Source organism: Micromonospora sp. NBC_01699, from assembly GCF_036250065.1.
Lineage (GTDB): Bacteria > Actinomycetota > Actinomycetes > Mycobacteriales > Micromonosporaceae > Micromonospora_G.
Window position 1 is genome coordinate 5,399,589 of record NZ_CP109199.1, and the last position, 20,199, is coordinate 5,419,787.

The window sequence follows — 20,199 nt, forward strand, 5'->3', positions numbered from 1 at the left end:
TAGGGGTGCCGACGGTCAACCGGCGGTGGCCGACCGAGGCAGGCTCAGCGGGCGCCTGGCGACGTGGTCGCGGATCACGTCCAGCACCGCCGGGGCGTGCTCGTTCAGGAAGAAGTGCCCGCCGGGGTAGACGCCCAGCGCGAACGGGCCGGTGGTGTGCTCGGCCCAGGTACCCGCCTCGTCGATGGTGACCTGCGGGTCGGTGTCACCGGTGAGCGCCACGACCGGGCAGGCCAGCGGCGGCGTCGGCCGGTAGCGGTAGGTCTCCGCGGCCCGGTAGTCGCTGCGCAGCGCCGGCAGGATCATGCTCACGACCTGCTCGTCGTCGAACATCTGCGGATCGGTGCCGCTGAGCCCCTTGAGGTCGGCGATGAACTCGGCGTCGCTGTACAGGTGCACCCGCTCGTCACGGAAGCACGACGGCGCGCGCCGCCCCGACGCGAACAGCCCGTGCGGGGTGATCCCGCGCTGCGCCAGCCGGACGGCGACCTCGAACGCCAGGGTCGCGCCCATGCTGTGGCCGAACAGGACGAACGGCCGGTCCGTCCAGGGCAGCAGCAGCGGCACCAGCAGGTCGGCCAGCGTACGCAGATCGTCAACGCACGGCTCGCCGCGCCGGTCCTGCCGCCCCGGGTACTGGATCGCCAGCACGTCCAGCAGTGGCGACAACGCCCGCGACACCGGAAAGTAGTACGACGCCGAACCACCCGCGTGCGGCAGGCAGATCAGCCGGGTGCTCGCCTGTGGGGCCGGGTGGAACCGCCGGATCCACGCACCGCCGTCGGTCGGTCCCGCCATCGACTCGCTGTCCCTTCGTTGTGCCGACCGCATTTCCGGCACGGTCCACGGGGGACGGCGCGGGCGGCCGGGCCGAAACTCATCTAAGTCACGGCGATGTGGCCATCGCCAGGGCACACGGCCCCTAAAGGCCGTTGGGGCACCCCCTAAACCGGCGCGGGCATCCCCCCTGCCGACAAGCTCACGACGGTTCGGGTGGATCGAGCCGGAACCGTACCGACAGGTCCGAACGGCCGTTGAGGTTGAGTTTGCGGTAGACCCGGGTCAGGTGCTGCTCGACCGTGCTGACGGTGATGAACAGCGCCTGCGCCACCTCCCGGTTGGTATGACCGACGGCGACCAGCTCGGCGACCCGGCGTTCGGCGTCACTGAGCAGTACGGTCCCGTCGCCCGATCCGTCCGGCGGCGGGTCGGCGTTCTCGTCCGACTCCGGTAAGGGGGTGTCCGGACCGGTCAGGACGGTCCCGGTGTGGTGCAGCAGCGCCTGCTGCGGGCGTACCCACCCGGCGGAGCCATCCTGGCGCTGCGCCGGGATCCGGGCCGCCGGCGGCGCCAGCTGGGCCGACGCCCACAACGTGCCCGGCCGCTGCGGCAGGTCACCCGCGGCCTCCAGGAGCCGCCGGGCCGCCGCCCGGGAACTGGCCGTACTCGGCTGGTGCATCAGCTCTCCCACCAGCTGCCGGGCCAGGTCGTCCTCGCCCATCCGCAGGTAGACCGTGGCCGCCCCGATCCGCCACGGCGCGGCACCGGTCGGCTGCTGACCCGACTGCTCCATCTGCTCACCGCAGTTGAGGAAGTCGACCAGCGCGTCGTGCAGCCGCCCCGTCGCCAGGTGGTACTGCGCCCGCGCGTGCAGGTACAGCAGCCCGTACCGGGTCTGGAACATGGTCGGCGGGGTGGCCCGGCGCAGCTGTCGCGCGGCCTGCTCGAACCGGCCGGACTCGGTCGCGGCGAGAATCAGCGTGGCCAGCGGCCCGCCGATCGCGACCCCCCAGCCGCGCGCCGGGATCAGGGTCAGCGCGGCGTGCGCCCACCGCTCCGCCGCCGCCAGGTCGCCCTGGTGCAGCGCGATCTCGCCCTGCACCGCGGCGAGCCGGGCCTGCCAGGTCGCCGCACCCCGGGCCGCGGCCTGCTCGAACAGCGGCCCGCACCACAGCGCGGCCCGGTCGGCCCGGTCGGCGTGGACCAGCGTCAGCATCGCCGCCTCGATCCAGTCGAAGCTGTCGTCGTCGAGCCGGCCGCCCTGGAGCATCTGCTCGGCCACCGTCACGGTGTCGGCGTCCGGGTCCCGGGTCAGCCCCTCGGCCAGCGCCGTCGCCGCCTGCACGAGTTGACTGAAGATCGGCGACACCTCCGCGGCGGGAACGGCCGGCGTACTCGCCAGCAGCGACGGGCAGAACACCCGCAGCCACTGCTGCGCGATCCGCAACCGGGCCAGCACCTCCGGGTCGAAGCACGCCTCCGACGCCGCCGCCACCCCGAGCACCCGCTCGACCGCGGCCAGGTTGCCGTGCCAGCACAGCGCCCGGAGGATCACCGAGGCGTCGCCGGGCGGCAGCAGCCCTTCGAGCAGGTTCTCGGTCAGCGGCTCCAGGTGCCGCGCGGCCGTCGCCGGGTTCACCCGCCACTGCACCCGCAGCAGCCGCATCGTGATCGCCGCACGCTCCGGCTCGGTACGCGCAGCGGTCATCGCCAACTCCAGGCACTGCACCGCGAAGTCCACGTCGTCGCCGAGGTCGGCCTGTTCGGCCGCCTCCCGCAGCTCGGCCAGGGCCCACTCCTCGGCCACGTGCGAGGCGGCGATCAGGTGCCGGGCCACCACGGCCGCCGGTTCGCCGTCGTCGTGCAGCACCCGGGCGATCCGCCGGTGCCACCGGGCGCGCTCCGCACCGGTCATGCTGTCCAGTACGGCGGCCGCCGCCGCCTGGTGCCGGAACCGGCCCGCGTCCACCAGCCCGATCTCCTGCAACCCCTGTAGCGCCCAGGCCGCGTCGGCCGCGTCCACCTCCAGCATCCGCGCCAGCGTCCCCGGCGTCGCCGGCTCCCCCAGTACCGCCAGGCCGCTGACCACGGTCAGCATCACCGGCTCGAACCGGTGCACGCACGACAGCACCGCCTGCCCGTACGCGTCCCCGACCACCAGCCCCGGCGTGTGCTGGTCCGCCTCCCGCCGCACCCGACCGTGGTCGGACAGCAGCGCGTGCGCCAGCAGCGGGTTGCCGCCGCTCAGCTCGGCCAGTTCGGTGGTTGTCGCCGAGTCGAGCCCCGGTCCGGCGAGGCGACCGACCCCGTCGGGACTGAGCCGGGCCAGGTGGATGTGCCGGCACGCGGGCTCCCGCAGCAGTTCGGCCCGGAACAGCGGGCTGGCCCGGTGCGAGTACTCGGTTTCGGCGAGCACGACCAGCGCCCGTGCGCCGCGTACCCGCCGCACGATGGACAGCAGGACCTGTAGCGACGCGGCGTCGGCGTGCTGGATGTCGTCGATCGCCACCAGCACCGGGGTCTCGTCGGACAGCTCCCGCAGCGCCTCCCAGACACCGCGCATGGTGCGGCTGCTGACCGGCCCCGGTACGGCCGCCGCCTGGTCGAGAAGCCCGGCGAACCGCCCGGCCGCCGACGCGGGCAGCGCCGCGAACAGTTCGGTGAGCAATCCCATCGGCAGGGTGCTTTCCGCCCGCACCCCGGCGGCGGTCAGAACCAGGCCGCCCGCTCGGGCCACCTGCTCGGTGAACGCCTGCAACAGTGTGGTTTTGCCGGTGCCCGCGGCCCCGGTGACGAGCACGACGGACCCGCCGCCGCCCGCCGCGTCGGCGTGGTACGCGTTCAGCGTCGCCAGCTCCACTTCACGTTCGATCAGCGGTTCCATGGCATCCCTTGACTTTCCCCCCCGGGGTTGCGCCTGCACCGGTGCGTCGGGCCCGCAGGTCGCATCGGCCGGCCACCACCCCCCAGCGGCCGCCCACGCCTGACAAAGGATGCGATCGACGACGCGGTGGCCCGTCTTTCTGCTCGGCCACCGCGATCGGGTCGCGACCCTCGGAATCCCGCGTTTCAGTGTCCATACCAGACCCCGGACATTTACCGGAGCGTAATCTTGTAACCGAATTGTGAAACCTAAATTAGGACCGAAGCGCCTGCCACGCAAAGGAAAATCGTGATTGCGACAGCTGCCAGAATCCCCTAGGGAGAGACACTTCCGACACCTGCGAGCCTACCGGATGGTCGACAGAATATGGGATCACCGCCCGACCACGAGAGGGTGGCGGGCATGGCCGGACGACGTCCCCGCGCGGGCCCGTGACGCGCTCGCCTCGGCTCCGGGCACATCGACCGCCCCCAACGGGCCGGAGGCTCATCCCAAGGCGTGGTTTATGGTCACGTCCCGGCCCACGTGGCGATTCGCTCGGCGCCGTCGGGGCCGACATGTCACGCCGAGGGCGCCGGCACACCCGGACCCCTGGTTGCCCGTCACCTCTGCGACAACGCCAAGACGACGGGCATCGAGGGGATCATGGCTGGACCTGCACCGCGTCGGCGTCCGGCGAGCGGAGCGGACACGCATTGGCCGCCGCCTTGTTGATCGACATCTCGGGCTTGGCGGGTTGCCGGCGACGGACAGATCAGCGAATTCGGAACGGACGGGACGACTTTCGGTAAACCCGTGTACCGGGCCAACACCCCGATCCACGGGCGATTCAGGTCACCGGGATGGGATCCGGTGTCCCGGCCCGTACCGACGGCGGTGATGGAACTCCGCATCTCGACCCACCCAATCCGGTGGACCGCTACGCCACCTCGGCGCATTTCTCACCCGAAAAGCGGAAGGCCGCCTCATCGATTTGGAGCAGACGGGCTTCGACCTGGCATTTCCGTTCCAGCGGGTACGGGATTCAACCTAACGACCCTCGTTCATGAATCCCATTCAGGTTTCGAACCCTTGCGCGCCGCACGCTTATATCCGCAGCTCAGACGGAATATTTCACGAATCCATGTCACCATTGCAGGCCCGGGTACGACTCACCGGTGGCGTCGATACCCGGCCTGAAGGCCGCCGAACCCGCCGCCGGGGGCGCCATCGGCGATCATGGGGTGGGAGCCGGAGAAGGCCACGATGGGCTCGCCCACGGCCAGGTCCCCGCCCGCCGAGGCCCTGGAACAGGCAGAGCCCGTCCGGCGTGGAACCCCGACGCGGCAACGCCGGAAGGAAAGGATCCAGACATGGGCCACGCCGACCTTGCCAACAGCGAGGAGCTGCGGACCGCGCGGCTGTCGCTGCGCCGCCCAACGCCCGCCGACATCGACGCCATCCACCGGGTCCACAGCGATCCGCGGGCTTGCGCGCACAACCCTGGCGACGCGCTCGCCAGCCGCACCGAAGCTGAGCAGCTCTACCAGAGGTGGGACGGACACTGGCACCGGAATGGCTTCGGCTACTGGACGGTCCGTGGCCACGTGCCGAGCGACCAGCCGCTCGGCTTCTGCGGCATCAAGCTGATGGAGCTACACGGCCTCACCATCCTGAACCTGTTCTACCGCCTCGACCCCTCGGCCTGGGGAAACCGGATCGCCACCGAGGCCGCCACCGCGGTCGTCGACTGGGCAACCACGCACCTGCCCGACCGGCCCCTCGTCGCAAGAGTGCGACCCGACAACACGGCGTCGCTCAAGGTCGCCGTACGCGCCGGCCTGCGCCGCGCTCCCCACCTGGACACCGCTGGGGAGGACGGCCTCGACTGGATCTTCACGTCGAACTGGCCGGACAACGCAGATCCAGCCCGCGACCCGCGCGCGTGAACCGGATCCCGGGTCCGAATCCAGCAGTCCAACGACAGTCGCGGATGGCTTTGCGCCTGTCAGCCGTTGATGGACGCTGGCGCCGGCAAAAATGGCAGGGAGCACCGGCGCCAGCCCTGGCGGCCCGGATCACCAACGGTGGACGGGGCCTCGGTGCCGCACCCGGCTCGACGCTGTCGCATCGCGAACCCAGGGGTGGACCTCACGTCCGTGGGCGTTGCACGAGCCGGCTGGTCAAAAACGGGCTGGGCGTGCCATGCCAGGACACTACGAGTTCGTCGCGCGGACGAGTCGCGGCGACGAACAGCAGGGATCGATCCCGCTGGCGCTCGCGCTGGTAACGCTTCGGATCGCTGTCGCGGTATCGGCTGATCATCTGCCGGGGCACAAGTCCATCGCTGACCCCCGCGATGACCACACGCTGGTACTCCAGGCCCTTGAACCGATGCATGGTGCCGACGTGGACGCCATCCGGGCGTCTCGGTCCGTCCGGGCCGATCTCGACCACCATCACGCCCTCGGCCTCCAGACGGGCAGCGATGTCGTTCGCGAGATCCTTCGTTGGTACACAGATCGCCACCGAGCCGTCAGCCGGGTTGCCCCAACTCCGCAACTGCTCGGTGATGAGATCCCGCTCCTCGCTCCAGGTAGCCGCGCTGCGGAACGTCGGCTTGCCGCCGCGCAGCAGTGACCGGTAACCGGCCAGGTCCTCGGCTCCACCGTCGAGATCGTCGTAGACCTCTCCGGTCATGATCTGCAAGGCGTCCGCGAGGATCTGCCGGGTGGTTCGGTAGCTCAGGGTCAGACGCGACGAGCGACCACGGATATTGACACCGAGGCTGCTCAGCGTCACGTGATTGTCATAGATGCGCTGGTGGGTGTCGCCGGTAAGGAACAGGTCGTCCGGACCGGGCGCCACCATCGCCCGCAGCATCTTCCAATGCGCGGCGCTCAGGTCCTGGGCCTCGTCCACGACGATGTGGCGGTACCGGGGGCGGTAGAGACCTGCCGAGGACTCGCTACCGTTGGCTGGCTGCTGAGCAGCTCGATCCATCTCCAACCGGGCCGCCCGCTGAGCTACCTGCCGCCAGGTCCAGACTCCCTGGCCTTCGAGCCAGCTCGTGAACCGCTCGGTCAACTGCCAGATCTGGTCCCGCTCGGCCCGGTTAAGCGTACGTCCGCGATTGGGACGGCGGGCCTTGAAATAGTCGGTCCTGGAGTTGAGCACCTGTCCGAGAATCACCTGGGTCCACTCGGCCGTGAGGAACTCCGCATCCCAGCCGGACACGCCGGTCTCGACGAGGAAATCGGTCCACAACTGCGGGACCCGGTTGTCGTCGACCACTCGCCTGGTGCCGCCTGCCTTGGCCTCGGCCACCACCCGGCTCGCCAGCCGGTCAATGTTGACGATGTCAACCCGGGAGACCAGTTCCTGCCCACACAGCGCCATGAGACGAGTACGCAGGTCGGCCGCGAGATTTCGGTTGAAGGTGGTGAGCAGGATCGGCTTGTCCGTGCCGGGCGGCAACTGCCGGGCGAGATGCGCGACCCGGTGCAGGGCGACGATGGTCTTGCCGGTGCCCGGCCCCCCACCGACCCGAGCAGGCCCGTTGTACCTGCGTTCGACGAGTTTGCGCTGGGTAGGGTGTAGGAAGATCTGCCAACGCTCGAATGACTCGTTGAGCATGGCCTGGAGTGCCTCGTCGTCCGAGGAGACCTGGGTTGCCGGACGCTCCACCGCCGCCTCGAAGTCCTCCGGGTCGATCGGCTCGTCGGCCCGTACCGGGTCTGTGACCTGCTTGAGCACATCGTCGTACGGGACACCGTCGAAGAGCGCAAAGAGCACGTCGGTAGTCAACTGGGGCGCGCGGTCGAGCAGTTGCAGCAACTCGGTCTCGTCGGCCAGGTCTCGGATCTGCGGCAACAACGGCTCGGCCACCCCCAGGTCGATCAGTTGGGGGTCGGTGTACGCGTCAAAGAGCGGCTTCTTCGCGGGCGCCGGTTTGGTTTCCGGTGGCACCACCCGACCGACGATGCTGTCTCCCACCGGCGCAAGGTCGACGACCTCGATACCGCCGGTGACCCGGTTGATCCGGTACGCGTACCGGTCCAGGTCCTCGTAGACCTCGCCACGGTGCTTGACTGCGACGAGGAGGTAGTCACGCTCAGTGATGTGCAGGAGCAGAGCACGATAGTCCTTGCTGACCCGCGCAGACATCAGACGGGCGTCGCCATTGAGCGGCTTGAGGTTGAGGCCAGGGTTCTCCGGATTGTTCCGGAACTTGTGCATGAACTCGTAGACCGCGCCTTTGTCGGCACGGTTGAGCTTCATGACCTCCTTGTCAGCCCGATCCAGCATGCGCAAATTGGTTCCGGTGTTCATCGACGCTCTCCCTCACTCGTCGCTTCGATCCGCGCCGCCAGTTCGTCTGCCGACCAGTCCCGTGCGGTACGGGCGTGCCAGCCCGCGACCGCGTACGCCTGGTCCCGGTCGGCCACCTCCGGGTCGTCCTGCGAGCCGGCGAGCACGATCGCTACCCGCCGGTCCGGCCAGGCCAGCTCGGCCTGCCAGCCCTGGTCGCCGAGTTCGTACCCGACCACCGGTGCTGGCGCACCCTGCCGTGCCAGCTGCTGGACGAGCGCTTCCAGGGTGCTCTCGTCCCGGTTCACGTACTGCAACACCTCGTGCCAGGGTGACTCGTTGTCGACGGCCTCCTGCTCGACCGGCACCTGCTGGGCGACGACGCCGAGCCAGGTGGCGGTCTCGTTGTCCAACGGCAGCGCCCGCCGCGCCAGCGTGAACCCGGTGCCCTCGGTGACCGCCATGGAGGCCGGGTCGAAGGAGTCGAGCGCGGAGGAAGCAAGCTGCCCCGCATCCCCGCCCCCGTTGGCGACGAACTGGACGATGTTCCCCCAGGCCAGCCAGGAGGCCCAGCGCTTCTTGTGGCCATCGCCGGTCACCGCGGCTGCCGAGTCGTCGATCACGGACAGTGCCGACCAGACACGGGTGTCGCCACGGCCGTCGACGATCAGGGTAAGCGAGCAGTCTGCGTCGTCCCTGGCGCGGAACAACGCGATCCGGCCCGGCTGCGCCGGCGGCAGCGGTTCACCGCGAAGGGCGGACAGGATCCGCTCACCGATCCCGCCGGAGGCCGCAGCGGTCTTCTCCCGCGCCTGTGGAAGCAGACCGGCGAGGGTCGCTTCCGCCCTCTTCTGCCAGAGGCCCAGGTCAGGATCGGCGAGAAACTGCATGAGTAGGTCGATGGGATTCGTCCAGACAACGCGTCTCAGTTCGTCGGGGTCCGCGACGGGGGCGATCTGCCGGTACAGATCGCGGGCCTTCTGCTGCCCGTTTCCCGCGTACGGCGTCCAGCTCCCCGGCTTCTCCTCGTTGCCCCAGGTGGTGACGTCGTCCCAGGTGGCGGCGAAGACGCGGTAGTTGTGAGCGCGGAGCCGTGCCCGCTTCTCCGCGTCGTCGGCCAGACGGTTGTGCTCCGCCGAGGCGTGGTACTTGAATCCGTCCAGGTAGACGGCGACCTCGGGCGACGGTGCGTCAAGCCGCTTGAAGTGGACGTCGGGCCGCGTGCCCCGGATGGTGTTTTGAAGTTTCATCTGCCAGTGCGTCATGTTCTGGCCACCGTTCGTGGTGAACCGAAGATCGGCGATGCGGGCCCCGTCGTGGTCGGTACGCCGTTCGATCCGCAGCCCGGAGCCGGGTAGCTCGGGGCGGGCCAGCAACTTGTTGAGGAAGAGCATTTCCAGCTCGCTCTCCACCTGGTGGATGAGCGAGATCTCGTCGGTGCGGGGTCCCTGCTGGACCTCCCAGCCGTCGAGTAGCCGGTCCAACATGGACAACGCCTCGTCACGGCTCATCAACGCGAACTCCTCGTTGCGCGCGTAGCGCAAAAGGCAGCGGTGACAGACGGCTTTGCCCTCGGTCCGGCAGACGCAGTCGGCGATCCTTTGGCGAGCCAGCTCCAGGATGGCCCGGAACTCCTCAGGCCGGGCGAGCCGGTGGAGGTAGCCGGTGCCCTGAGGCTGTGTGTCGTATACGACGACGAAGTTACGCGTACCGCCGCTCTGTCCGTCGGGCATCGTCGCCCGTACGACCTGGAGATGTACCGGATCGCCACCGTACTGGGCCGCGATGCCCAGGCGGACGGCGGCGGCGAACGAGACGAGCCGCTCCTGCACCACGGCGGTGACCGCGGGTATCAGGATGCGCAGCGCCTCGGTTTCCAGTTCATGGGCGAGGATCAGGTCGACGTGGGAGTCGGGGCCGCTGGGCGAGCGCCGGTACGGACACCACGGTCGGTGATGCTCAGCCCCCTGGATCACTGTCGAGCCGGACGCCTCCGCGGCGAGTTTCTGACCGACGGCCGGCGCTCCGTCGACCGTGGTTCCGCCGCACGATGTGCAGGTGTGGAACCGGGTGATCCGGACCTCATCGCCGGCAAACGGTTCGGTGGCTCGGTCGTACCGCTGGGCGCCGAGGTTGAAGTGCCGGATCATCGCGTGCCGGCTGTAGTCGACTCCGAAGGTGTCGTGTGCGTGCCGCCACGACGACTCGACCCTGCCCGGGTCGATGTCGACGGCGACGGTGGTGGCGTAGAAGCGCCGGTCCCGGTCGTCGCTGTCGTCCCGGATGCGTGCGTCCTCCCGCTTGTCCCGGCTGAGCACCCGGGTTGGTTGGAGCACCCTGAACAGTCGCCCGTGATCGGCGATGCCCTGGTCGGCACAGCGCGGGCAGGGGCTGGTGTCCTCCTGCGCCAGGTGGGTACGGACGTAGCCGCACTGGGCGCAGACCCGCCACTGCTCGTACGCCGGCCGGTCGGCCGGGCCGACGTCCAGCCCGGAGATCTCATGTTTGTAGCCGCGCACGTAGTAGCTGTTGCCGGGGGCGATCTCGACCAGCGCCTGCCGGGCGGGCCGGTCGTATTCGCGCAGCTCGCTGTGGAACCGCCGGTCGCCCTCGCTTTTCTCCTCCCAGGTGAGCGTCGCCTCCAACGCCGTCCGGGTGTCGATCAGGGCGTAGTTGGGAAGCAGGCCGAACTCGACCAGGGTGGCGTGCGCGGCGGCCGAGCTGACCTCGCGGAGCCGCCTGCGGATAGCACCCGCCTCCGCTTTCAGCATCCTCAGTTCACGGGCGTGGTCCGGGTCGCTCGGAACCAGCGTGCCGCGCGCGGTATCGATTTCGTGGAGCCGACGCCGCAGGTCCGCGAGGCGGTCCTCCCACGCGTCGTCCGCCTCCGTGACCCGGTGAACGATGCCGTCGGCGGCGAACTCGCGTAGCTGGTCGGCGGCGACCGGAAGCACCTTGTCGCCGAAGAGCACGAGGAACTCCTCGACCAGGCGAGAACCATCGCGCCGACCTGCCTGGGCCAGACCGCTGAGCCAGCCGTTCGGGCCGAAGAGCACGTGTGCGCGGCGGGGCATGGGCATGACCCCGGGCAGCCGGTCCCGGGCGGCCAGGTCGATCAAGTGGGCCAGGTATTGCCGGCGCAGAATCTCCACCGCCGAGAGGAAGCAGCCGGGCGGCACGATCTGCCCGGCGATCATGTCGCGCGGCTCGGTCAGGTAGTAGCGGTCCCGCTCCGTGCGACCGACGAGGGTCAGCACCAGGGCGTTGCCGCTCTTACGGCCGGCCCGGCCAGCCCGTTGGACATAATTGGCCGGTCCGTGCGGCAGCGACGCCAGTACGACGGCGGACAGCGCACCGATGTCGATGCCCATCTCCAGCGTGGGTGTACAGGAGAGCACGTTCGGATCGGTGTAGCGGTCGCCCTCGCGGAACTGCTTTTCGACAGTCTCCCGCTGGGCGCGGGTCAGCATGCCGGTGTGCTCGCCGGTGACCACCCGGAACACGGGGCTGTCCAGGTAGAGCCGACGGTAGTAGTCCCCCGGCGCGGTGTCGTCGTGGGCCGCTCGTAGCCGTCCCGCGCAGCGGTACTGCCGGCACGGCTGTCCGATCCAGTCGGCGACCCGGTCCGGGTGTTCGGTCTGCTGCCAGTGGCAGGTGTCGCAGCCGACCCCTGCCACCGCCGCCGCCGTATCATCGAGCCGGGTCACGCGAAGATGGCCGGGCATCAGGCCGTACACCGTGTTGCCGTCGTCGGTGTTGCCGGCGGCGACGATGTCCGCCGCGGCTAGGGCCGGCAACAGCCGGGAGAGGTAGCCGGCGGCCTCGTTGAGGTCCAGCCCGAGGCAGCGGGAGGTCCAGTCCTGGTACCAGTTGCCCCGCGCGGTGATCGCGTCGAACTCGGAGCGTGCCTTGGGGGTGGCGAGCAAGAATGCGGGCGCGGAGAGGCCCCTCGGGAAGGCTGGCATGCCGGGCGGCCGCCCGCCCCAGACCTGCCAGCGGGTGCCGCCCCGCTTCAGGTACGGCGCCAGCCACTCGTGGTAGATCGCTCCCCGGGTACGCAGCCGTTCCAGCAGTCCTCGGAGGAAGGCGAGGTAACGGGCGTCGTCCGGCTGGGTACCGTCGAGCTGGCCCGGCCCGGTGCGCTGGACATCGCGGCAGACGACCGCGGCCTTCGCCGGATCGCCGAGCGCGACCTCGACGGCGATGCTGCGGGTCAGTTCCAGGGTACGGCCCTGCCGGGCACGTAGGCCGGTCTCCATCACGGCGGCGAAGACCAGCCGCTCGCTGATCAGGGTCCAGGTGTCGCGGGCACCGATGTCCTCACCGGCGAGCAGGGTGTCGACGCCGGGCTGGTCGTGCAGATCGGGTGGTACGACGGTGGAGAGGATCTCCGGCTGTGCCGCAGCCTCGATCATGTTGACGAGGAGCTCGTCCAGGCCGACCGTCACGCCGGGCGACAACTTGTCGGCGAGCAGGGAGCGCAGCGAGAAGGCGTACGACCGGTTGGCGACGAAGCCGGCCCGGTGCGCGGCGTCCTGGACCGAGTCGTTGAACAGCAGGGTCTTCTTTTCGGTTCCCTTCAGCTCGGCACCGGTGAAGAGCTGGGTGATCGCCACCGAGGCTAGGGTGGCCAGGCCGGCTCCGAGGAACCGGATGCCATGATCCATTTGGCAGGACGGACAGCGGTCCTTCTCCGCCCCATCTATGCCGAGGATGTCGCCGAGCACGACGACCGCCTCGTCGACCTGCTGCTGGTCCTGCCCGGGTTTGAAGGGCCGTACCCGCCGACCGTGTTCCAGCACCAGGAGCCCACCGGAGCGCCGCTGCACCTCGTCGCCGGTGGCGGCGATGAGGGCACGGACCCGCCGCTTGTCCCGACCGATGCTGGCCCGGTAGATCTTGTCCGGGTCGGTCTCCAACTCCTGCGGATCCTTCTCCGGTGACAGGGCCATCCAGCCCGACCGCCCGCAGTGGCGGCAGTAGATGGCGGGCAGCCGGGGGTGGCGATTGTCGGCGACCACCGCGTCTGCTTCGGGCGCGTACGGGTCCTGCTCCCGGGGTGGCTCTCCGTACCAACCGAACGCGGCCCGGTGGGAGGTGCCGCGCAGCAGTCGGGAGACGGCACGTACCCAGAGGTGGGTTTCGATGTTGAGTAGCGGACGACCCGGTGCATCCGGGTTCTGTGCCATGGAGAGCAGGCCGACGAACCGGGCGAGAGCCTTGGCAGTGATCTCCGGGCGGGTCTTCATCGCGCTGCCCCAGCCGGTGGCGTTCTTGCGCGGAAGCACGTCGATGATCTCGTCGAGGGTGCGCGGGGCCGGGCCGAGGGAGTCGAGCACCGCCTTGGTCAGTGGGTGCTGGCGCAGCAGCTCACCCAGCCGGGTCGGGTCGTCGACGCGGCGTTCGCCGAGCAGCAGTTCGGAGACCTCCGCCATCATCTGCTCCGGGTCGTGGTCGTCGACTGCGGCGAGCTCTTCGGGACTGGGAAGCGGCAGATTGAAGTCCTGTTTGGTAATAAATTCGCCCGGTTCGTACCGCTGCTCGCCGATCAGCGAGCTCTCGTCGAAGCTCGTACCGAAGACCTGCTCGGCCACCTCGCGGATCGCCGTACGACCATCCCGGCCACCGCCCTCACCGAGCGTGGCGGACGTGGCGACCGGGCAGATCGACCCCAGCGGGCGGTCCGGCCGGGCCAGGTCCAGGGCGGCGCCGAGCCGCCGCAGCAGCATGGCCACGTCGGTCCCCTGCGCGCCGTCGTAGCTGTGGAATTCGTCCAGGACCACGTACGCCGGCTCGGCCCCCTCCCAGAGTGGGAGGTCGTCGGCGCGCTGTAGCAACAGGTCGAGCATCTTGTAGTTGGTGATCAGGATGTCCGGCGGAGTGCGCCGCATCTCTGACCGCTTGGTCATCACGTGTGGGTACTCGGTCGCCGCCACGTCGCCGATGTAGAGACCTGCCGTGACCTGGACGAGCGCCGGATCGCGCAGCAGTCCGTCGATGCGCTGCGTCTGGTCGGTGGCCAGCGCGTTCATCGGGTACAGCAGGATCGCCTTGATCCCGACCCGACCCCGCCTCTTCTCCCGGAGGCAGTGATCGAGCACCGGAATCAGGAACGACTCGGTCTTGCCGGAGCCCGTACCGGTGGTGATCAGGGTCGGCTCGGCGGCCTTGCCCTTCGAGGAGAGTCGGGCGAACGCCTTGGCCTGGTGCAGATAGGGCGCGAAGTCGACCGGCGCCCAATCCAGGCTCGCCCGCCAGTCACCCTCCGCCGGCCGGAACGGGGTACGAATCCGCAGGTACGGCCCCCGGAAGATGCCCTGCTCCGGGTGGGAGAGAAACCCCTCCAAACCCTCGCGTACGCCGTCCTCGGTGAGCCCGAAGGTGGTGGTCAGGTACTGGGTGAGGGTCCTGCGCAGGGTGTCGGCGGCGACGGTGGGCCTCATGAGCGGATCACCGCCGAATGCTACTGCGCTTACACGGGGTGCCGAACCCCCGCCCGGTCCGACATTTTGGACTACCGGCCGCATGGTTCAAGCCGACCAACAGAGCCTCAACAGCACCGGGCACGCATGGTAGGATCTCACCCAGTCGCCCAGATCTCCAAGATCTGGCAGATCACGTATGGAGGTGCAGTGCGTCGAATAGAGATCGATGACGAGGTCTACTCGCATCTGGAGGCGCGTGTTCAAGGCTTCGAGCAACCCAATGACGTTCTGCGACGGCTGCTGCTTACGCCCGGCACCGTCACGAAGAGCGTCAGCCCATCCGCCGGCCGTCAGCCCATGTCGTCCATCCCGGGTGCCCTCGCGGAACTCATCGCGAAAGGGCCCGTGAAACCGGGGGACGCGCTCGCTCACGTCCAGGCGCGGAAAGGTCGGAGCTTCACCGCCGTGGTCGAGGCGGATGGCTGGATCAAGACTGACCTCGACCGCTACAAGGACCCGTCTCCGGCTCTCGGAAAGCTGGTCGGCACGGCAATAGACGGCTGGGCCAACTGGACCCACCAGCCTTCCGGCAAGACGCTGCGACAGCTACGCGCCGAGAGTGGTGGCGCGGGACGCGGGGGCCGCTGACCCACGAGTGGGCGGGGACCGAGGCCCCGCCCACTCCACCCAGCCCGGCGTCAGCCGTCCCATCCAACTTTTCGGTGACCCCGCTGCCGTCCCGCACAATCGCGCTCTCGACGGTCTCGCCATCGATCGTCCACGCCCGAGCCACCATACGGTGTGGATCCGGCGCCCTCCGGCCCCGCCGCGTGCCACGTGATATCGAGGCGACCGGCAATCCACTGGGCCGGGCACGGGGCAAAGGGAGCGCGAATTGTCGACAGTGACACGTGAGGTGCAGCACAGGGCCAACGCGTAGCCCGCGCCAGAACTTCATGACCACCGTTAATAGCGGTCTCGGAGGATACGGAATCCGAGGTCGTCGTTGCGTACGAAGAACTGACCGCGTCCCGGTACCCGGCCCGAGCCCGCAGTTGGTGGTGGCGCCACGATCCGCCCCGGCAGACGCGTACCGCGCCGCAGTCATCGGCGCGGGGTCGTCCGTGCGGGATGCGGGTACGAGGTCGGTACGTCCTCGACTTTGTGTGGTCAACCAACTGACTTCCGGGCCCCCCGTACGCCACGGTCGTTCGCACCCGGCTCGACGTCAGGCACCGTGCAGCGGCCAGACGCGGGGAAGAGCCGGGCGGCAATCGCCCCTGCGGAGGGGAATTCGTCGCCGTACTCCTCGCTCCTGTGTGACCTGATCTCTCCGACTGTCAGGAACGCGCCAGGCGGAACTGCGGCAAATGCCGAGACGATATGGGCCGCGATGTCTCTCCGCCCGGTGGCCGAAGCGCTGGCCAGACCGAATCCAAGAGACGTTTTGGCCTCATCTGCTGCTTGCCGCTGCACCTCGGCCACTGCCGCAGGATCAACTCCTAGTAGGTCGAGCAGCCGCTGGCGCATGAGGGCGCGACGCCTATCGTAAAACTCAAGAAAGCCATCTAGCTCCGGCATTTCCCCGAGGTCGTTCCGCGCAAGGTAGCCGGACCGTGCGCCAGAATCAGGGTAGGCCCGCACCACCCATTCCGCCGGCAGAGCCGCGCGCTTGTCGACATTCTCAGCTCCTTCCAGCAGTTGGAGGTTCGCTAGCCGATCACATCGCTCAAGGTATAGCGGGATCTTGTCTTCCGGAATCCCCATGGACCGCAGCCGAGCTGTAGTGAACCTGCTACGCGGATAGACATGGTCGACATGAAATGAGTTGCGCACATCGATCCCAGGGTAGAGCAGGGCGAGTAGCGCATAGGTTCGCGCTCCACCATACTTAATATCAAGCAGGTCCTCGACCTCGAATGGATCGAATCGCAATGGCTTGCCTTGTCGCGCCATTTCACGCTCCACCGCCACACGGGGAAACCCGTAGCGCGCCTCAGCGTCGAGCACCGCACGAAGGCCGCTGAGCAGCGTATCGAGCCCACTACCCCAAATCCCGCTCTTGATCACCGCTTTCAATAACCACCGCCGAACCTCATTGCGATCTACCGCATCAGCAGCACGGCGCAGGTAGCCATCATCCAGCCGGCGAAGGTGGGCGTAGTGGGCGAGCGGAATCATCACGCTGCTTGCCGGCAGAGTAGCCGACGAGAAACCAAAGTCGCTCAGCAGTTGGGCGGCTAGGCGAAGCGACCGCTCGATATCCTCCCAGCCATCCTCCATCTCCAGCATCGTGTGTCGATCGAAGTTGCCAACCTTGAACCGAATATCACCCTTCCCCAACAAGACCAATCCGGTCTTGAGCACACTGTTCTTGTCAAAGTTGAAACCCTGACCCGTGCGGTTCAGATCATCAACGAGCTCGTGGATCTCCTCTCGCGCATCGCGGTCCCGCCACTGGGAAGTTGCGATACTAAGAAGCAGATCACTAAACGAAAGAGGAACAGCGCCACTGTTAACGCGTATAAAGATGTTCAGCACCTTTTCGAGGCGCTGGTCCTCCTCCTCGAAGTAGTTGATCAACGTCTGTCGTTTCACTACGTCGTACAGCTTGAAGAGCACTCGACCTGCCACAACAGGAAGATTGTGTTGCGCCGCAATGTCGAACACCTCGTCACCCTCGTTCACCTCGCGGATATCTCCGACGAGAAACCAGAACGATCCGTCTACCGAAGCGGCCGCCTCTTCTGGGGTGAGGAAACGGAAACGGTAAGCGAGGTCCAATTCATCGTCGTCGCCCCGGGACAGCAGATCGATGTACAGCCTCTTGATGGGATACGCGGACGGGTTGTTGGCACGCATCCGCGGAAGTTTCTCGGCGTGTGACCCCCGAAGGCCGATATTCAGCGCAGTCAGCCGCTGCTGCCCATCAAGGATTGCGGTTACCGCCCGCCCCCGTTCGACATCCAGAGTTGGGCAATGCGGCGAGTTCTTGGCGTGATAGGTGCGCACGAAGTCATAGAATGTATAAGACTTTACGTGCTCACCATCCACCTTCCAGAACAGGAATGAGCCAATTGGATAACCACGCATCAGACTGTCGAACAGCTTGCAGATTCGGTCAGGACCCCAGACGAACTCGCGCTGGATCGCAGGAAGGACGTACTCATGGCGGTTCATCCGCTCGAGTGCGGTGGCGATTGTGATGGGCGCTTGAAACGGCACGGGGCTCCCCTCATCGGTGAGGTGCGACTATACGGCGGTGAAGCGAGGGGCGGGGCTACAGCCGCCCTGAGCCGGGACTCGGTCGCGCCGGCCGAGGTGTCCTGGCCGCCGACCCAACTGGTCGCGCTCGGCGTCCTGCTGACACATGCCCTCGCCGCCCTTCACAGATCGGCGTAACCAGCCACGATCTACGGGCTCTCCACTCAGTCCTCGGACTCATCTAGCTCCTCGGGTGGCGACAGCTTCGGGGTACCGCGCTCAATCTGGGTGGGTGTGGGCGGCCATCGGCCGTGTCGTTTGCGAGATGGCATGCCCGCAAACCTATCGATCGGAGAGCGACGACGGCTCAACCGTTTGTCTGCTTCGGACAGCCCAGGGGCCATGCCTCGGCATCTTGCCTTGACAACCGGACCCGAGATCATCACGAGTCGAACAGTCGGCGACGCCCGGACCGTGTCAGATAGCCTGCTCAAGATCCCTTAAATCCACCACCCTGCATCCATCTTGAGGCCAATTTGGGTCGCCTCATCGCCTTTGCCATAGCCTCCCATATGGCCACAGATGCGACAGTGATGAATGGCTGTGCGCAACCCACCAAATAGGTAAGGGCAACATATACGTGTTTCAGCCTCCGTCCGAACGGCCAGCGCGGCAAGTTGAAGCTGCAAGACGAACAAGAGCGCGCCCGGCGGACCCGCCCCGGCGTGGTCTGGCTACGCATCGATGAGCCGGCCCTTGACGAGGAAGAATCGAAGCATCTGATCAACAAAATCATCAGAAAGGTTCGCCAGGGCTGAGTTGAGCGGCACCCGGTGGCGCAAGAGCACCCGCAGCGACGACAACGGCGGCAACTGCATCGAGGTCGCTCACGACCTGCCCAGCATCGTCGCGTACACGACAGCAAGCACGTTGCTGGCCCTGCGCTCAACCTTCTCCCCCCGACGCCTGGGCTACCTTCATCGAAACGGCTCGCTCGGCCGAATGAGCCCCGTACAACGATGCAGAGCGCACCTGGTAGACCTGCTAGGTGCGCTCTGCCACGCTCAGGATCAGCGGCTCAGACCCTGGGCTCAGACCCTGCTACAAGTACTGTCCGACGTCGTCGCTCTCGACCTGTTCCGACTGTTCAAACAGCGTCCAGCGGTCCTGGCACGCTGCTACCCGCGCGGGCTCGATCGCAGTGTGCTTGCTTTCCGGGTTGCGCGGACAGGTGCCGACTCTACCCACGAACTCCTGGTGCGGCTCGGCCATGTCACGACGCAGTGGGTCACCCGGCACGACGCAGAAGTCTCGCCTGCCCCGCGTCAAATTTTCACCAGCACGTGCGCCATGGTGGTCGCCGCAGCGCACTTGTCAACTCCGGTAATCATCCACACACACCCTGCACGGTCACCACCCACAGCGACGGCGCGTCTGTTGACCTAAACGAAGGTCTGGGCACACTGCATGAGCCATTCTCATCCCGCGTGGCGGTTGGCTTCGGCGAGCTACAGGACGAGGCTGACACCGCCGGGCTGAAACGGCTCAGAGATCGTCAATCTCGTCAAACACCTCACCTCCGAATTAGACCTGTGCCGGAAAGCTCGCTTTGGCTGCGCGACCAACCAGAGCGGTGAAAGTTGCATCCACTCCGGCGCCGACGACGCCCCCGGCAATCGGGATGCCCTTCGCCAAGGTAAGAACCGACCGCTGCGTCCCGTACTTGGCGAGAAGCATAAACCCCACCCGCGCGTTGATCCTCCGAATGACAGCGATCGGGATCGCCTTGATTACTTGCGCAGTCAACTTTGTCCCGATCTTGACTCCGACCCCATGGAGTGCGCTCCCTAGCGTTCCGCCCGCCGTCGCGAGTGTGATGACGGTCTGGACGTGCGGGTCCGAGATGTCGTAGCCCCGAAGGTACGCAATCGCCCCAACAAGTCGCGCGTTGATCACCAGCGCCCCCGCAACGTTCGCGGGGAGCGTGACGGGCATGGTCACGAAACCGCCTAGGCCGGTGAAGAACCCGTTTGTCGAAGACGCAGCCATAGACTCCTTGATTAGTCGATCGATTACCCGCTCGATCGCCGCCTCGCTCACTTGGTCACGCAGTGGCTCGCGATCAGAATCGGTAAACGGGCCGCGCATGTACGGGTCGACCTTGCCGAGACGGGCCTCCGCGTATGGGATCGACCCAGCGATCGGACCTACACCATCTCGGGTGATCCTGATGACCTGATTCTGGAAGAAGCGAACCATCGCGTTGGAAGTACCCTCACCGTGTTCGCCCGCGTCCGTCTCGTTCGCGTCCATCGCTCTCCGTCCCTGGTAGCGCTCGCGGCTCATCGAACCACACGCGTGGATCGACACCGTCCCATAGCTCTGTTACGCCGGCAGAAAGCCGTGAATCGGCGCGCATGAAGATCCGTGCCTACGGCGAACGGGCGATTTCCGCCTTCACAGCCTGGAAGATCCTGGTCAAGCTGCGCTGCTGCTCCGGCCGGGCCACCGCGATCGTGCAGGCCATCCTCGTCCTGCACCACCTCTTAAGCCAACCATTACCCAGGACGAAGAGCATCAATGCATGCCGGGCAGCCAGACAGCAGATCCCCCGCA

The 20,199-nt window shown here is 67.5% G+C and carries 10 protein-coding genes and 1 pseudogene; 5 read left to right on the forward strand and 6 right to left on the reverse strand.

Features of this window, described 5'->3' with window-relative positions; translation table 11 throughout:
- Window positions 1-15: 15 nt before the first annotated feature.
- Both OG792_RS21790 and OG792_RS21795 read right to left on the reverse strand, forming a co-directional pair.
- Window positions 16-798 (reverse strand): thioesterase II family protein, encoded by a 783-nt coding sequence (locus OG792_RS21790; protein WP_329101704.1) that lies wholly within the window; start codon window positions 796-798, stop codon window positions 16-18.
- A 181-nt stretch (window positions 799-979) separates the two neighbouring features.
- Window positions 980-3,664 carry an ATP-binding protein gene (locus OG792_RS21795; RefSeq protein WP_329101706.1) on the reverse strand — a complete coding sequence of 895 codons (2,685 nt, stop codon included), beginning with the start codon at window positions 3,662-3,664 and terminating at the stop codon, window positions 980-982.
- A gap of 1,352 nt (window positions 3,665-5,016) precedes the next feature.
- Between OG792_RS21795 and OG792_RS21800 the strand changes: the two genes are divergently transcribed.
- On the forward strand, window positions 5,017-5,592 hold the full coding sequence (locus tag OG792_RS21800; RefSeq protein WP_329101708.1) for a GNAT family N-acetyltransferase: 576 nt from the start codon (window positions 5,017-5,019) through the stop codon (window positions 5,590-5,592).
- Between the two features lie 202 nt (window positions 5,593-5,794).
- On the opposite strand, the gene OG792_RS21805 is transcribed toward OG792_RS21800, so the two are convergent.
- Entirely contained in the window at window positions 5,795-7,975 is a 2,181-nt protein-coding gene (locus tag OG792_RS21805) for a UvrD-helicase domain-containing protein (RefSeq protein ID WP_329101710.1), read from the reverse strand.
- Window positions 7,972-14,397, reverse strand: coding sequence for a DEAD/DEAH box helicase (locus OG792_RS21810; protein WP_329101712.1), 6,426 nt, complete (start codon window positions 14,395-14,397; stop codon window positions 7,972-7,974). Before OG792_RS21810 ends, OG792_RS21805 begins: the two co-directional genes overlap by 4 nt.
- Window positions 14,398-14,586: 189 nt before the next feature.
- On the opposite strand from OG792_RS21810, the gene OG792_RS21815 reads away from it, so the two are divergent.
- Complete coding sequence (locus tag OG792_RS21815) at window positions 14,587-15,027, forward strand: hypothetical protein (protein WP_329101714.1); 441 nt, start codon at window positions 14,587-14,589, stop codon at window positions 15,025-15,027.
- 522 nt (window positions 15,028-15,549) lie between these two features.
- Here the strand turns inward: OG792_RS21815 and OG792_RS21820 are convergent.
- A complete protein-coding gene (locus OG792_RS21820) occupies window positions 15,550-17,604 on the reverse strand; it encodes a DUF262 domain-containing protein (protein WP_329101716.1) in 2,055 nt (684 codons plus the stop codon).
- 656 nt (window positions 17,605-18,260) lie between these two features.
- On the opposite strand from OG792_RS21820, the gene OG792_RS21825 reads away from it, so the two are divergent.
- Complete coding sequence (locus OG792_RS21825; protein ID WP_329101718.1) at window positions 18,261-18,401, forward strand: hypothetical protein; 141 nt, start codon at window positions 18,261-18,263, stop codon at window positions 18,399-18,401.
- Window position 18,402: 1 nt separating this feature from the next.
- Window positions 18,403-19,029, forward strand: a complete 627-nt coding sequence (locus OG792_RS21830) for a DUF397 domain-containing protein (RefSeq protein ID WP_329101720.1) — start codon at window positions 18,403-18,405, stop codon at window positions 19,027-19,029.
- A gap of 138 nt (window positions 19,030-19,167) precedes the next feature.
- Here the strand turns inward: OG792_RS21830 and OG792_RS21835 are convergent, their stop codons facing one another.
- The gene (locus OG792_RS21835) at window positions 19,168-19,896 is read right to left on the reverse strand and encodes an EcsC family protein (protein WP_329101722.1); all 729 of its coding nucleotides are present in this window, start codon (window positions 19,894-19,896) and stop codon (window positions 19,168-19,170) included.
- A 51-nt stretch (window positions 19,897-19,947) separates the two neighbouring features.
- On the opposite strand from OG792_RS21835, the pseudogene OG792_RS21840 reads away from it, so the two are divergent.
- Window positions 19,948-20,129: pseudogene (locus OG792_RS21840) on the forward strand (IS5/IS1182 family transposase); the annotation flags it as partial.
- Between the last annotated feature and the right edge of the window lie 70 nt (window positions 20,130-20,199).

Coding starts and splice junctions, on each gene's coding strand:
- OG792_RS21790 (WP_329101704.1), bottom strand. CDS start 798: ATGGCGGGACCGACCGACGGCGGTGCGTGGATCCGGCGGTTCCACCCG.
- OG792_RS21795 (WP_329101706.1), bottom strand. CDS start 3,664: ATGGAACCGCTGATCGAACGTGAAGTGGAGCTGGCGACGCTGAACGCG.
- OG792_RS21800 (WP_329101708.1), top strand. CDS start 5,017: ATGGGCCACGCCGACCTTGCCAACAGCGAGGAGCTGCGGACCGCGCGG.
- OG792_RS21805 (WP_329101710.1), bottom strand. CDS start 7,975: ATGAACACCGGAACCAATTTGCGCATGCTGGATCGGGCTGACAAGGAG.
- OG792_RS21810 (WP_329101712.1), bottom strand. CDS start 14,397: ATGAGGCCCACCGTCGCCGCCGACACCCTGCGCAGGACCCTCACCCAG.
- OG792_RS21835 (WP_329101722.1), bottom strand. CDS start 19,896: ATGGACGCGAACGAGACGGACGCGGGCGAACACGGTGAGGGTACTTCC.